A 14,365-nucleotide genomic window follows, 5' to 3' on the forward strand; every position below is an offset into this window, starting at 1 on the left:
CCTCCTCAGTGCTTCACACGGTTGCGCGCGACGCTGTCGCCGGCACAAAGCCTTTGGGCAGGCCGGCCAGCGGGGTCATGCCATACAGGGGCTCATCCGGGAGAGCCTGGGCCAACACCTCACGGCAGCGGAACAGCCCCTCCAGGTCGATCCCGGTTCTCATGCCCATGGCTTCAAGCATAAAAACCAGGTCTTCGGTGACGATGTTCCCGCTGGCCCCGGGTGCAAATGGGCAGCCGCCCAAGCCTCCCAGGGAGGCATCAAGCGTGGTCAACCCGATGTCCAGGGCTGCGAGCGCATTCGCCAGGCCAAGGCCACGGGTGTTGTGAAGATGGATGCCGGTCAGTTGATCCCGCCCGACCACCGACCACACCGCCCGTACCAGCCGCCGCACCTGCGCGGGGTGGGCATAACCGGTTGTGTCCGAAAGCCCGACCTCGTCGCAACCGGCCTCCATCAGGGCCACCGCCAGTTCCATCACACGGCGTTCCGGCACCACGCCTTCGATGGTGCAGCCAAAGGCCGTCGACAGTCCTCCCTCCAGATGCGGACGTTGTTCCGACGGCAGACCGCGGATCAGCGCGGCAATGCGCTGAACTTCCTGCAGCATCTGCGCATGCGTGCGACGAACATTACGCAGGCTATGACTTTCACTCACGGACAGGGGCACGGTGATCTTGTGGGCGCCCGCCGCCACGGCGGCTTCCGCCCCTTTGAAGTTGGGCACCAGCACCGCCACCGTCAGGCCGGGAATGGCCCTGGCGTGGGCGACGATTTCGGCTGTGTCCGCCAGTTGCGGCAGCACCGAGGCCGGCACAAACGACCCCACCTCGATCTCGGTCACGCCGGCTGCTGCCGCCGCATCGATCCACGCTTTTTTGGCCGCCGTGGGCATGATGCGGCTGATGCTCTGCAGGCCATCACGCGGCCCCACTTCGCTGATCAGTACCTGACGATCTGAATCCGGGTTGCCGATGGGATGGCTCATGAAGCGACCTGCTGCGCAATGAAGTGCTGGAGAATCTGTCCCGGCGGGGCCTGCCAGACTTCATCGGCATTCGCAATGTGCTTCAGCACGGTCTCCAGATGTCGGATGCGATGCGGCTGCCCCATGACCCAGGGATGCAGCGACAGTGACAGCAGCCGACCTCCCTGGGCCCGCCCCTCGTATCGGAGCAACTCGAAGGCGTCGATCACCTGCTCCGCCCACGATGCTTCAGCATGCAGGTTGTCCATCACCACAAAGCGATCTTCGATCTCGGTCGCCAAGGGCAAGGTCCACAGCGGGCCGTTGGCCGTGTGGAAGCGATACGGAAGCTCGTCGTTCACCCAGTCCGCGTTGTAGTCGATGCCCGCGGCCTTCAGCAGTTCCGGGGTCTGGGGGCTCTGAAGCCGGCCTGGACTCAGCCAGCCTCGCACAGCCTGACCGGTCTGCTCGCGCAGCGTCGCCAGGGACCTGGCAATCAGGTCGCGCTCGACCTCCGGATCCACTCCACCGACATGCGGCGTATCCATGGACCAGGAATGCCCCAGAACCTCATCCCCGCGTTCACGCAGCAGCGCGGCAATCTCGGGATACCTCACCACCAGTTCGGCATTCACTGCAAAACTCGGACGAAGGCCAAAACGATCCATGGCCGTCAACAGGCGATAAATACCCACGCGATTGCCGTAGTCCCGCAGCGTGTAATGCCGCAGATCCGGGTAGGGCATCACCATCGACCCGGGCAGTTTGACCTTCGCCGCAGGATTCATCGGGAAATGCTGCAGACTGATGTTGATCCACACCGCCAGCGGCTTGTCGCCAGGCCAGCGGACCGGTGGCCGGTCGGTCAGCATGGACCAGGCATAGCGCTCATGGTCCATGCCATACCGGCGCGCCGGATAAGTCAGATGGGACGGATCCAGCGCCATCAGGGAGCTCCTTGCTGTTCGCGCCCGGTCTGCAGGGCAGCAGCCTGGCGGTGCTCGATGTCCACCAGGACCTCGTCATAGTGATGCGTCAGAAAGTGCTCGGCAATCTCACGGCCGGTAGTCACCCACACGTCTGAGTGTCCAGTGATGTAGGCCAATGCCTCTTCAAATGCCTTGAGGCGATGCGGGCAGCTCACCTGGTAGTTGTGGGTCGGGATGCACATCACCGTGCCGGACTCCGCACCTTCGGCATACAACCGGTCGAAGCTGTCCTTGATCATCTGGCCATAGCGTCTCGGTTCAATTTTGTTGACCACATACGCGATGGTGTCGTTGAGTTCGAGCGAGTAAGGCACCGACACAAAGCGCTGGCCGCCCCGCACCCGCAGCGGCGTGGGCTGATCGTCATGAAACAGATCACAGCTGTAGAGGCCACCCAGTTCGGCGAACAAATCCAGTGTTCGCTCGCTATGCGACAGCGCCGGCGCGAGGTAACCCGCCGGGGGCCTGCCGGTGTGAGACGCAATGGTCTCGATAGATTCCAGGATCATCGACCGTTCCTGGGCTTCCGACATGCCGTAGGTGTAGCGTGTGTTGTAGATGCCGTGGCTGAAAAACTCCCAGTCACGCTCGCGGCACATCTGAATGATCTCGGGATGGTGGGTGCAGAGTGCCGTGGAAAGGGAAATCGATCCCCGTACACCGTATTTGTCCAGCAGCGCCATCTGCCGCATGTGGCCCACGCGGTTCCCATAGTCCCGAATGGCGTAGCCAGGAACTGCTGGATACGGGTGGGGCCAGGCCGCCCGGAACGGGTTCACCGGCGGATTCAGTTCGTAGAACTCAATGTTGGGCGCCACCCAGAACGCCACGCGGGCGCCGCCCGGCCAGCGGATCTTCGGACGGCCACGGTAGCCCCAATAGTCGTAATGCCCGGTGTCGGCGCGCGGTGCAGAAAGGCTGGCTGCCGTCATGCGGTAGCTCCGCAGCGGTCGAGCCACTGCAGCGTCTCGTCCACATCCACCACATCCGCGTACTTCAACATCATGTCCGTCAAGTTGGCGAAGTGATAGGACTCGTGCTTGTCGGCAACGCACTGCTCCGGGACGATGGTGCGATAGCCCCGCGAGAGCGAGTCCACGGCGGCCGCCCGTACGCAGCCCGAGGTCGAGCCCCCCGTCACCACCACCGTGTCAATCTGATGCCAGACCAGCAGGGACTGGAGCGGTGTCTCGAAGAACGGCGATGGCATGCGCTTGCAATACACCAGGTCGCGATGACGCTCGATCTCGCAGCGCTCATCCAGCTGAGCACGACGGGATCCGTGCTTGATGTTCTGCAACGAGTCTGGTGTGTTGGTTCTCGTCCCCCAGGTCCCGGCGTCCTCGCCCGACTCGGCATAGGCCACATAGGTCCAGACGACCGGCCAGCCCAGGAGACGGAAGCGCCGGGCCAGGGCATTGACATGCTCGATTTGGCGCGGGTCCGTTTCGTACGCTGTCTTGAATTCATCCACGCGTGTGTACGCGCATTGAAAGTCAATATTGACCAATGCCGCTTTGCGCCCATAGCCAAATCGAGCGCGCTGGGGGTTTTGTTTGATCTCCGCCCAGAGTTCTCGGGCCGTCTTGTTGGAGAGTTCCATGTCTTGCTCCGATTCCATACCGGCACCGTTCGGCGCCGGCAACGCTCACTTCAGGCTGCCGAGGAAGGCCACCATGGCCTTCCGGTCCTCGGCATTGGGCATGCCCATATAGGCCATCTTGGTGGTGGGCACCACAGCGGAGGGCTTGAGAAGCCAGGCATCCAGCTTGGCCTCGTCCCAGTCAAAGGGCTTGGCAGCCAGCGCCGGTGAATAGCTGTACCCAGCGACCGATCCCGCTTGACGCCCCACGATGCCCGCCAGATGCGGCCCTACGCGGGCCGCTCCGATGGCGCTGATGTCATGGCAGGCCGAACACATCATGAACAGGCGCTTGCCCTTCGCCACCAGCGCAGCCTCAGACGCAGGAGCGCTCTGCGCCCAAGCACCGGACGAGCAGGCCAGCGACGTTACACCCACGGCCACTGCCATGACACACGCCCACCACACCCGGCGTGACGCACATTTCGGCATCGGAGCCGCTGTTCCCAACTTCCCTTGCATGGTCATGCCTTTCCTAGATCCAGCGATTGAATGCAGGCCCGATGCTAGAAAAGACGGTCTCCGCTGACATGACGACTTGGCCATGTGTTCACTCTGTGGCTTTGCCGAGACCTTGACGAATCTCAAAGTGCTTATCCGCCTGATGGACGTCTTGCAGGCGCATGGAGACCCGCAGATCAGGCGGTGTGAGGATGCAGGCTCATCCCATCACCGAGGAAGCCTCCGTTCTTATGATCACCCACGACACCGAGGTGCTGGTCGCCGGCCTGGGCCCCGTCGGCGCAACGGCCGCCCTGTCCCTCGCCCGCCAAGGCATCAACGTTACCGCCGTCGAGCCTCTGGTCAGCAGCGCCCATGATCTGCGCGCCTCGACCTATCACGCTCCCACGCTTGAAATTCTTGATGACCTGGGCGCGGCGGACACCCTGTTCAGCCAGGGCCTCAAGGCACCGGTCTACCAGTACCGGGACCGGCAGACCGGCGAGGTTTTCTCGTTTGATCTGGGCGAGATTGCCGACCGCACCCGGTTTCCCTATCGGATCCAGTGCGAGCAGCACCGCGTCACGTCCAACATCGTTGACCAGCTGAAGCAGCAATCCAGCGCGACGGTGCTGCAGGGTCAGCGGGTGCTGTTTGTGGAGCAACATGAAGACCATGTCATCGCCTATGTCGAGAATGCCAACGCCGTCGAGCGCTGGCGGGCCCGATATCTGGTTGCTGCCGATGGTGCAAGCAGCGTGGTCCGGAAAGTGCTGGGGCTGCAGTTCCCCGGCTTCACCTATGACGAGAAGTTCGTCTGCTTCTCGACTGAACATCCGATCGAGGAAGCCTTCGACAACCTGAGCTACGTCAACTACATCTCCGACCCCCGCGAGTGGATGGTGGTGTTGCGCGTCCCTGGGCTCTGGCGGGTTCTGGTGCCGGCCCCGCTGGACCTGACCGATGATCAGCTGGTCTCGGACGATTACAAGAATGACGTGTTTGGCCGCATGCTGGGCCGGGATCTTCAGATCGTCACACGCCACCGCACCATCTACCGCGCCCACCAGCGCGTCTGTGAGCGGTTTGCCGTGGGGCACATTCTGCTGGTGGGGGATGCGGCTCACCTGAACAGTCCCATGGGCGGTTTTGGCATGAACAGCGGCATCCATGATGCAGTGAATGCCAGCGAGAAGCTGGTGAAGATCCTTCGACATGGGGCGGACGGCGCCGCGCAGGTGGCCCTGTATGAACGCCAGCGTCAAACCATCACCCGTGATTTCGTGCAGGCGCAGACCATCGAGAACACACGCCTGATGCGGGATGGATGGGCCAATGCCCGCGCCCAGCGCAGCGAGGCGATGACACGCCTGGTCAACGATGCGGAGGCCCGCCGCGCCTATCTGCTCAAGCAGTCGATGTTCACGAGTCTGGATCAGGCTGCGGCGATTTCCTGACCCCTGCCCTTCCCTTTTCTTATCACCAGGAGCTCTTCATGACTGACGTTCTTGGCTGGCGCAAGGTCTTTGCGGTCATCGCGCCTTCCACCAATACCGTGGTTCAACCAGAGATGGACGCCATGCGCCCTGCCGGTGTGACCCACCAGTTCAGAGACATGTATGTCGAGAATCCTTCGGCCTTGTCGGACAGTGATTTCGTCGCCGGCACTGACAAGATCGCCGCCTCCCTGACCGATGCCCTGCGTACTGCCATGACCTGTGCACCGGACTATCTGGTGATGGGGGTCTCGGCGATCTCCTTCATGGGGGGGCGTGCGGGAGGCGACAACTTCTTGCGCCAGGTCGAGGAATTCACTGGTCTCAGGGCCAGCATCGGGTCCCGGTCCCTCGTCGCTGCGATGGAGGCCTACGGGAGCATCAAGCGCGTGGCCTTTGTGTCGCCCTACTACCCGTCCGCCAACGCCCAGGTGCGGCGCTATCTGGAGGACAGCGGTTTCGAGGTGAAGCGTGACGTTCCATTGCGCTGCACCAGTTGGCGGGACATTGCACAGCAGACCGAGTCGCGACTGGTCCAGGTGCTGCGTGAGCTGGATGGAGATGATGTCGATGCCATCGTGCAGGTCGGAACCAACCTGTCGATGGCCAGGCTGGCGGTGTCAGCCGAGACCTGGTTGGGCAAACCCGTCATTGCCATCAATACCGCCACCTACTGGCATGCATTGCGCGCCAATGGCATCCACGATCCGGTGGACGGACTCGGCCGACTGCTGTCGCACCTCTGACCGCCGCCCCGGCAGAGCTGCAACCCCGGCCTGCCGGGGCGGCGACATCTGCCGGGCGATCGGTGGGCTCAACGGGCCCAGCGCTTCTCGAAGTCCCACACCTCCTGGAAACCGATCAGCTGGCAGAACTCGGTGAAATTGAACATTGGCAGATCGGGACTTTGACTCAGGCCCTCTTCCTTGAGCAGGCGCAGCGCACGCTCCATGGCCGCGGCGGCAACCAGGCTGGTCATGGACGGATAGATCGCAAAGGCATAGCCGATGTCCCGCAACCGGTCCGCCGACAAAATGGGCGTCTTTCCCCCGTCCGCCATGTTCGCCATCATGGGCTTGTTGAACGATTCACAGGCCAGGCGCATCTCGTCTTCCGACTGCGGCGCTTCAAAGAAAAGGATGTCCGCACCGGCCTTGTCATAGGCTTCGAGCCGGCGCAACGCTGCGTCAACCCCGTCAGCGGCGCGCGCATCCGTGCGGGCGATGATCAGGAAGTTCTGCTTGTCCTCACGCGTTTCCGCCGCCACCCGGATCTTCTCCACCATGTCCTCCACCGGCACACAGCGCTTGTAAGGCGTATGGCCACACTTCTTCGGGAATTCCTGGTCCTCGATCTGAATCGCCGTCACGCCGGCCTTCTCGTAGCCGCGCACCGTGTGCGCCACATTCAGCAGCCCCCCATATCCAGTGTCGGCATCTGCAATCACGGCGGATTGGCTGGTCTGCACCAGCGTCGCCATGCGATCCAGCATTTGCGTGTAGCTCGCCAGGCCAGCGTCAGGCAACCCCAGGCTGGAAGCGGTCAACCAGTAGCCTGTCCCATAGACGATGGGGAACTTCACCTTGTTGGCGACCGCAGCCGCGATCATGTCCTGCATGCCGGGCACCACAAAAAAGTCGCCTTGATCAAGCATCTGACGAAGGATGGGATTGGCCATGAAAGTCCTACAGAAAATGTGAGTGAAGGAATGCTGAAGTGAATCCGACACCCTTCAAGGTGCCGGTAACGGAGGCGGTGATGGGCAGACGGACGTGGCATCTTCCACGTCTTGATGCAACCACGGACAGGTTTCGCGCTGACGTGCCTCGAAGGCGGCGATGCGGTCTCCAGCCTCCAGAAGAATGCGCTGAATCTCATCGGTTCCCTCCAGGAGGGACCGTCGCGCACGCTCGGCCATCGGGAACACGATGACCTGCCCGTCGGCCAGCATGACCACGCGCCGCTCCAGGTCAACCTCCAGGACCTGGCCGGCCTGCGCGGCGGCCAGGACCTGCGCGTGTTCTGCCTCTGGCAGCACAATCGGTAGCAGCCCGTTGTTGAGGCAGTTGGCTTGAAAGATCTCCCCGAATCCGGTGGAGATCAGACAGCGCAAACCTAAACCTGCCAGCGCCCATGGGGCCTGCTCGCGGCTCGATCCGCAGCCAAAATTTGGCCCTGTGACCAGGATCCGGGCATCCCGCCACCGGGGTTGATGCAACACAAAATCGAGGCGTTCCCGCCCTTGGTCGTCAAAGCGCTTCTCGTAGAACGCATAGGGACCGAGACCCGCTTTCTGCGTCAACACCAGAAACCGGGCAGGAAAGATGATGTCGGTATCGATGTCCGCGTCCGGCAAGGGAGCAGCCACCGAACGAAGCTGTCTGAAAGGCTGCATCAGTCGTCTCCCATCGCAAGGGCATCACGCGGATCGGCAAGGTGGCCCGCGATGGCGCTGGCGGCCGCAGTCGCCGGGCTGACCAGGTGGGTACGGGCCCCCACCCCTTGACGTCCCTCGAAGTTGCGGTTGCTGGTGCTGGCGCAGCGTTCACCCGGCAGGAGACGGTCGTCGTTCATCGCCACGCAGAGCGAGCACCCCGGCTCGCGCCATTCGAACCCAGCCGCCAGAAACAACCGGTCCAGCCCCTCGGCCTCGGCCTGCCGAGCCACCTGGGCCGACCCAGGCACCACAATCGCCCGCACGCGGCTGGATCGCCTGCGCCCTCGCAGTTGCGCGGCCGCCGCGCGCAGGTCCTCAATGCGACTGTTGGTGCATGATCCGATAAACACATGATCCAGGGGCACGTCCTGCAGCGCGGTGCCGGGTGTTAATCCCATGTAGTCCAGCGCGCGGGCCATCTTTCGCGCCAGGACCGGATCAGACGCCAGAGCCGGATCGGGCACACGCCCATTGATGGGCAGCACCTGATCGGGGCTGGTGCCCCAGCTCACCTGCGGCACCAGCGCCGACGCATCAAAGTCCAGGCTGCGGTCGAAGACGGCCGCCGGATCGCTGCGAAGCGTCCTCCAATGGTCCAGCGCCCGCTCCCAGAGAGCCCCCCGCGGGGCCATGGGGCGGCCCTCCAGCCAGGCAAAGGTCTCGTCATCCGGGGCGATCAAGCCACTACGTGCACCGGCTTCGATGCTCATGTTGCAGACCGTCATGCGGGCCGCCATGGACAGCCCTTCGATGGTGTCCCCGCAGAATTCGATGGCGTGGCCCACGGCGCCGGCAGCGCCAAGCCGGCCAATGAGCCCCAGGACCAGATCTTTCGCATAGACCCCCCTCGCCAGCGCTCCGCCGATGCGAATACGCAGGTTCCGAGCCCGACGCTGCCGCAGCACCTGGGTCGCCAATACACATTCGATCTCACTGGCGCCAATCCCAAATGCCAGCGCTCCGAAGGCGCCATGGGTGGAGGTGTGCGAATCACCGCAGACCAGGGTCATGCCTGGCAGGGTGAAGCCCAGCTCCGGGCCAATCACATGAACAATGCCGTGCCGTTGATCATTCAGTGGAATGTAGGGAAGCCTGGACGCAAACGTGTTTCGCTCCAGCAGCGCGACCTGTTCCCGGGCCAAGGGGTCCGCAATGGGACGATCGCGGTGCCGGGTGGGGACAGCATGGTCCGCCACCGCCAGCTGAGCGTTAGCCCGCCGCACGGGCAGCCCTCGCAAACGAAGCCCTTCAAATCCCTGTGGGCTGCTCACCTCGTGAAGCATCTGGCGATCAATGTAGAGCAGCGCGGTGCTGCCCCCCTGCTCATCAGGCTCTTCGGTCACCACGTGAGATCGCCACAAACGGTCGTAAAGGGTTTCACTCATGGGAACACATCAGGCAATGGCTTGGGCATTCAACAAGTGTGCATGCCCCCTTGCCTGAACTCATGCGCCGTTCATGGACTATTCGCCACGCGAAATACCAGAACAGATCCAATCAGCCGTCAGTTCAGCATCGTCTTCTGACCGCTCTCCCGGTGCCTGACATGCCCGGGCTGGGGGAACACCATCGAGTCTTGCGCGGTGATCTGGTCGTGCCTCAACTCCAACGAAATGGACCGGCCAACCGACTTCAGCTCATCTACATAGCGTTTAAGGGCTTCAGCCATCGACATCGCAGTCGAAAAGAAGATGAGCGTGAGCGCACCTGCGACCCGGTCCCCCTCGAACAGCGGCACCGCAATGGATGAAGTCTTGCCGGGAACTGCCGAATGCGGATTTCGATCACACGTGGCGTAGCCGTCCTCACGGATGCGACGCACCAGTTTCTCACCCTTGAACATCTCCAGCATGTGACTACGGCGATCGATGGCTTCCAGCCCGCCAAGCAGACTGAGCCGGTCGCTGTCGGGAATATGCGCGAGGTAGACGTGGCCAGACGCACACTCCAGCATCGGCAAGGTGTAGCCAGGCTCGTAATTGCAGAAGCTCAACGAGGTTTCCCGATGCGTGGAGTCCCTCACCATCATCGTCTGCCCGACATGCGTGGCCAGAGAAATGGGCCAGTTGATGCGACGTGTGAGGGCCTGCATGTGCGGGCGTGTTCGAAGCAGCAGATTGCCGGTCTCCCTGTAGCCGACGGACAGCGTCTGCACCAGTTGCGTCGCGCGATAGTGCTTGCGAGTCGGCTCGCATTCAAGCAGCCCCTCAAGGACAAGCGTCTGAATGATGCGAAACGTGGTGGGATAAGGCAGATTCACATGCCTGGCGATTTCCATCAACGGCAGTGATCCGTGACGATTGATGCACTTCAAGACCGCAATGCTGCGACTCACGGCACGGATCGGGACACTTCGCTCCATGAGACCTCGGTGAGGATGAACTGGATGACACTGAATATGACCCAGAGACCCGCAGATTGCCGGGCAGCTTATCCCTGGGATGTTGGGCGCTATTCGCTGCGTAGATCAGCCACGTGGATGAGGATGGCGACGATGCGAAGAGATGAATGCGACAGGTTCAAGCGACCGATACACGCCCAGGAGGCGCGACGCTCAACATGGGCAACCTCTCTCACAGCGGACAGGCCCTGGCTGCGCGCACAACCAGATTGGGAAGGCGGGAATCATCCCAGTCGAGGGCCGGCGCACCCAGGCGGACGATGACCAGACCTTCCTCCGGCGACACGTACACCCGCTGAGCCCCGGCGCCGTCGAAAAACACCATGTCCTCGGCCAGGAATGGCGCCACCGCTGGCATTGCGGTGGGCGTCACGTTGTTGTAGTGACGCTTCGGCGCGTGCGGACTGCCGCGCCAGATCTGGAAGCCGTAATTGGGATTCGTGGGTGCCGGGGAAGTCATCCGCGTCAACCATGCCGCATCCACCACCTGGCGCCCCTGCACCTTGCCCTTCTGGACAAACAGCACACCCAAGCGCAACCAATCCTCGCTGGTGGCAAACAGGCCGCTGGATGTCCGTGCCAATCCGCCAGGGTGGTCGAGGGCAACGAAGGCATCAGCGGCTCCCAGGGGCTGCCACAAACGCCGTGACAGGTAGTCCGCGTATCGTTCGCCGGTAGCTCGCTCAATGATCAGGCCCAGCAGTTGGGAGATGCCGCTGGCATAGTTGAAGCGACGCCCGGGAGCATCCACCAGCGGCGCTGCCAAGGGCACGGCGGCGCCTTCGCCGCCGTAGAGTGCGCGACTGTAAGCCGACCCAGGCGCCATTGAAAAGGGCAACGGGGCCAGGCCCGTGGACATCTGGAGCATCTGTCTCACCGTGATGGCGCCCCGTGGGTCTTGCGCCCATTCCTCCAGCCAGCGGGACACCGGTGCGTCCAGATCGGGAACCGCGCCGTCGGCCACAGCCTGCCCCACCACAAGCGCCAGCACGGACTTGTGCATCGAGGCTGGCTCCGGCCGGGTCTCTGGCCCGAAGCCGGTGCCGAAGTATTCAATCTCCACTGCGCCCTGCCGCCAGACCAGAAAGCTGTAGCTGCCGGTTCTGCGGACCTCCGCCAATGCCTCCACCAGCCGTTCCGCAGTCAGACAGCCCCCCTTGCGCCGTGGCAGAGGCTGGGCGGCGCCTCCCACCACCCGTTCCACGGGCCAGAACTGAGGCTGGGTCGGATCGAAGGCTGAAGGCGTGCCTGGCGCGGGTCGATGGGCCATACGCCATTCGTAGATCCAATCCCATGCATCGGCCGTGTCGGCATTCACGCGGGGAACGGAGTCCCGCTCCGGCGTGTTGGCACGTGCCTCGCCCCACAAAAGCAGGGGAATCAGCACCACCGCCCCCCGCAGCCATCGCCTCAGGCTCTGCCACTTCATGTCAACGCTGCTTGCCGCGCGCCTGGGCTGGCTTCTGCTCCAGCGCATATCGCTCCAGGCTCGAAAGGCTCGGCCCTTCGACCTTCTCCGGTGCGACCAGATACTTCGGATAGCGCTCCCGCACTCGCGCCACCACGTCCTTGGGATGAAGCTCCAGATGCTCTCGGGCGCACATATTGCCGGTGTAGAGAATATGCCCAGGCGCCTGATCCATCAGCATCCACGGCAACCACGGCGTGACGCGGGTCCATACGCCGTGGGCCGGAATGTGGTCGAGCGTCGGGTTCTCGAGATCTTCCTTGCGGATGAAGTAGCGGAACTGCTCCGAGACGCGGGTCATCTTGCCCGGAGACTCGCGCGGCCACTTCTCCGGCTGCATGGCGCTGGGGTAGTAGAGGTGGATATCGGACTCCAGCCCGATGGTGTTTTCGTCAATGATGCTCCAGTTCCTGATGTAGGGACGGCGCGGCGGCTTCTGCTCCTGGTTCAGGCCGCCATAGCTTGGCGGGTCTGGGTAGAAGTCAGAGATGACATAGTTGTAGGGATCATTGGCGACATCCACCACCTTTACCCGTTCACCGGTGTAAGGGTTGTCCCACTCGTCCATCAGTGCACCGGTCTTGAGGTCCCGATAAAACACCAGTTCCCGGCACAGACGCTGGTAGCTTCCATCCTCGCGACGGACCACACGGATGGTACTGAACACGTCGAAGCGCATCAGTGGACGTACTTTTTCATTCTCTCGCACGCCGCACACCACGCCGGACACCCAGCCATACACCCATTTCTTGGGGTCGGCACAGGCCTCGATCCGGGCGGAGACCTCACGATTCCAAATGGGGTCATTAAAGGCCATCGGGCGCTTGGCCGGGGCGGCCGTCGCGGTGGGAGGGCTGGTCGCGCAACCGGCGGCCGCACCGGTCAGTACGGTGGCTGTGGCTGCTCCCAGCGCCTGGCGCCGGTTCAAGTCTTTGCCTTGCATATCGTTGATCTCCAGGGAAACGGGAAACAGGGGATGGAAGATGAGCGGATGGAGCGCACTTGACGCGGGTTCACAACACCGCGCACACCGTCTTGAGCTCCAGGAAGTTCTCGACGGCGCCCTGACCACTCTCTCGACCCCATCCCGATTGCTTCATGCCGCCAATGGGCAAACTCGCATCAAACATGAGGTGGGTGTTGAGCCACACCGTCCCGGCCTTCAGTCGGGCCGCCGCGCGATGCCCAGACGAGAGGTCGCGCGTCCAAACGCTCGCAGCCAAGCCGTAGTCGGTATCGTTGGCCAGCGCCAGCGCCTCGTCGAGGGAGTCGATCGGTGACACGACGACCACAGGCCCGAAGATCTCCTCACGAACGCAGGCCATGTCAGGCCGGACATCCACCAACACGGTCGGCTCGATGAACGTGCCTTGCGGGCCCAGCTGTCGGCCGCCGGCGACCACACGAGCGCCCTGCGCCTCGGCCTGCCGAATGTAGGCCGCCACACGATCCGCCTGCTTGCGGCTCACCAAGGGTCCGATCTGTGTCGCGCCGTCCAGCCCATGCCCCAATTTCAGCCCGCGAGCGACCTCGGCGATGCCGGCGACCACCTGTGTGTAGACGTCACGATGGACATACAGGCGAGAACCCGCGACGCAGACCTGGCCCGAATTGAAGAAGATCGCATTGGCGGCGCCGGCGATTGCGGCGTCCAGATCGGCGTCCGCAAGCACGATCACCGGGGACTTTCCGCCCAGCTCCAGCGTGACTTTCTTCAGGTTGCCGGCCGCTGCGGCCAGGACGGATCGCCCGACCTGAGTCGATCCGGTGAAAGACAGCTTGTCGACATCGGGGTGGGCCGCCAGGGCCGCGCCCACCACATCGCCCCGGCCCGTCACGATATTCAAGACGCCTGGCGGCAACCCCGCCTCCACCATCAGCTCGCCCAGCCGCAAGGCGGTCAGCGAGGTGTCCTCCGCCGGCTTCAGTACCACCGTGCAACCCGCAGCAAGCGCAGGGGCCAGTTTCATGGCCGTCAAGACCAAAGGAGAATTCCAGGGGACGATGGCGGCCACCACCCCCACGGGCTGCTTCACCGTATAGGCGAAGACCTCCTTGCCGGGCGGCTGGTAGTTGATCGAGGTGGGCACCGTGTGGCCTTCGATACGGCTGGCCTGCCCCGCGAAGAACCGGAACTGCTCCACGGCACCGGGAATCTCTGCGAACTTGCCCACCCACAGCGGCTTGCCCTGATCCAGCGTCTCCAACTCCGCCAACTCCTCCAGGTGGGCCTCAATCAGTTCCGCCACGCGCCAAAGGATTCGGCCCCGCTGACTGGGAGTCATGGCCGGCCAGACCCCGGCCTCAAAGGCCGCGCGCGCCGCAGAGACGGCTCGATCCACATCGCTGGTGTCGCTGTCCGGGAAACGGGCCAGCCGTTCGCCGGTAGCGGGATCCCTGGCCTCCATCCAGCGCTCGGCGCCGCCGGCTACCCAGGCGCCTCCCACGAGCATTGGCCGGTCGCCCTGATCCAGGAAGGCCTGAACGGCGGGATGCCGCGCTGCGGGAAGGTTCATCTCCATGC

At 63.3% G+C, this 14,365-nt stretch carries 14 protein-coding genes; 2 read left to right on the forward strand and 12 right to left on the reverse strand.

Annotated features, from left to right (window positions below):
• Positions 1 to 13: 13 nt before the first annotated feature.
• Genes OU995_RS20540 through OU995_RS20560 form a run of 5 tightly spaced genes read right to left on the reverse strand, consistent with a single transcriptional unit; the run spans position 14 to position 3,988 of the window.
• On the reverse strand, positions 14 to 988 hold the full coding sequence (locus tag OU995_RS20540; RefSeq protein WP_267831981.1) for a hydroxymethylglutaryl-CoA lyase: 975 nt from the start codon (positions 986 to 988) through the stop codon (positions 14 to 16).
• Positions 985 to 1,914 carry a polysaccharide deacetylase family protein gene (locus OU995_RS20545; protein WP_267831982.1) on the reverse strand — a complete coding sequence of 310 codons (930 nt, stop codon included), beginning with the start codon at positions 1,912 to 1,914 and terminating at the stop codon, positions 985 to 987. The genes OU995_RS20540 and OU995_RS20545 overlap by 4 nt, the downstream gene beginning before the upstream one ends.
• Positions 1,914 to 2,888, reverse strand: a complete 975-nt coding sequence (locus tag OU995_RS20550) for a polysaccharide deacetylase family protein (protein WP_267831984.1) — start codon at positions 2,886 to 2,888, stop codon at positions 1,914 to 1,916. The genes OU995_RS20545 and OU995_RS20550 overlap by 1 nt, the downstream gene beginning before the upstream one ends.
• Entirely contained in the window at positions 2,885 to 3,559 is a 675-nt protein-coding gene (locus OU995_RS20555) for an isochorismatase family protein (protein ID WP_267831985.1), read from the reverse strand. Before OU995_RS20555 ends, OU995_RS20550 begins: the two co-directional genes overlap by 4 nt.
• A 45-nt stretch (positions 3,560 to 3,604) precedes the next feature.
• Positions 3,605 to 3,988, reverse strand: a complete 384-nt coding sequence (locus OU995_RS20560) for a c-type cytochrome (protein WP_267831986.1) — start codon at positions 3,986 to 3,988, stop codon at positions 3,605 to 3,607.
• A 302-nt stretch (positions 3,989 to 4,290) separates the two neighbouring features.
• Here OU995_RS20560 and OU995_RS20565 point away from each other — a divergent pair, with 302 nt between their 5' ends.
• Both OU995_RS20565 and OU995_RS20570 read left to right on the forward strand, forming a co-directional pair.
• A complete protein-coding gene (locus tag OU995_RS20565) occupies positions 4,291 to 5,496 on the forward strand; it encodes an FAD-dependent oxidoreductase (RefSeq protein WP_267831987.1) in 1,206 nt (401 codons plus the stop codon).
• Between the two features lie 38 nt (positions 5,497 to 5,534).
• Positions 5,535 to 6,281: a hypothetical protein gene (locus tag OU995_RS20570; RefSeq protein ID WP_267831988.1), complete on the forward strand. Its 747-nt coding sequence runs from the start codon at positions 5,535 to 5,537 to the stop codon at positions 6,279 to 6,281.
• 68 nt (positions 6,282 to 6,349) lie between these two features.
• Here the strand turns inward: OU995_RS20570 and OU995_RS20575 are convergent, their stop codons facing one another.
• From OU995_RS20575 to OU995_RS20605, 7 genes are all read right to left on the reverse strand, one after another.
• On the reverse strand, positions 6,350 to 7,213 hold the full coding sequence (locus OU995_RS20575) for an isocitrate lyase/PEP mutase family protein (protein ID WP_267831990.1): 864 nt from the start codon (positions 7,211 to 7,213) through the stop codon (positions 6,350 to 6,352).
• Between the two features lie 54 nt (positions 7,214 to 7,267).
• Positions 7,268 to 7,930, reverse strand: a complete 663-nt coding sequence (gene leuD / locus OU995_RS20580; RefSeq protein ID WP_267831991.1) for a 3-isopropylmalate dehydratase small subunit — start codon at positions 7,928 to 7,930, stop codon at positions 7,268 to 7,270.
• Entirely contained in the window at positions 7,930 to 9,357 is a 1,428-nt protein-coding gene (leuC, locus tag OU995_RS20585; protein WP_267831992.1) for a 3-isopropylmalate dehydratase large subunit, read from the reverse strand. Before leuC ends, leuD begins: the two co-directional genes overlap by 1 nt.
• 119 nt (positions 9,358 to 9,476) lie before the next feature.
• On the reverse strand, positions 9,477 to 10,334 hold the full coding sequence (locus tag OU995_RS20590; RefSeq protein WP_267831993.1) for a helix-turn-helix domain-containing protein: 858 nt from the start codon (positions 10,332 to 10,334) through the stop codon (positions 9,477 to 9,479).
• A 211-nt stretch (positions 10,335 to 10,545) separates the two neighbouring features.
• Complete coding sequence (locus OU995_RS20595) at positions 10,546 to 11,802, reverse strand: serine hydrolase domain-containing protein (RefSeq protein ID WP_267831995.1); 1,257 nt, start codon at positions 11,800 to 11,802, stop codon at positions 10,546 to 10,548.
• A 1-nt stretch (position 11,803) separates the two neighbouring features.
• Positions 11,804 to 12,784, reverse strand: a complete 981-nt coding sequence (locus tag OU995_RS20600) for a DUF1838 family protein (RefSeq protein WP_267831996.1) — start codon at positions 12,782 to 12,784, stop codon at positions 11,804 to 11,806.
• A 70-nt stretch (positions 12,785 to 12,854) separates the two neighbouring features.
• A complete protein-coding gene (locus tag OU995_RS20605; RefSeq protein WP_420714897.1) occupies positions 12,855 to 14,363 on the reverse strand; it encodes an aldehyde dehydrogenase family protein in 1,509 nt (502 codons plus the stop codon).
• Positions 14,364 to 14,365 lie beyond the last annotated feature (2 nt).

Origin of the sequence: Roseateles sp. SL47 (genome assembly GCF_026625885.1) — a bacterium.
Lineage (GTDB): Bacteria > Pseudomonadota > Gammaproteobacteria > Burkholderiales > Burkholderiaceae_C > Roseateles.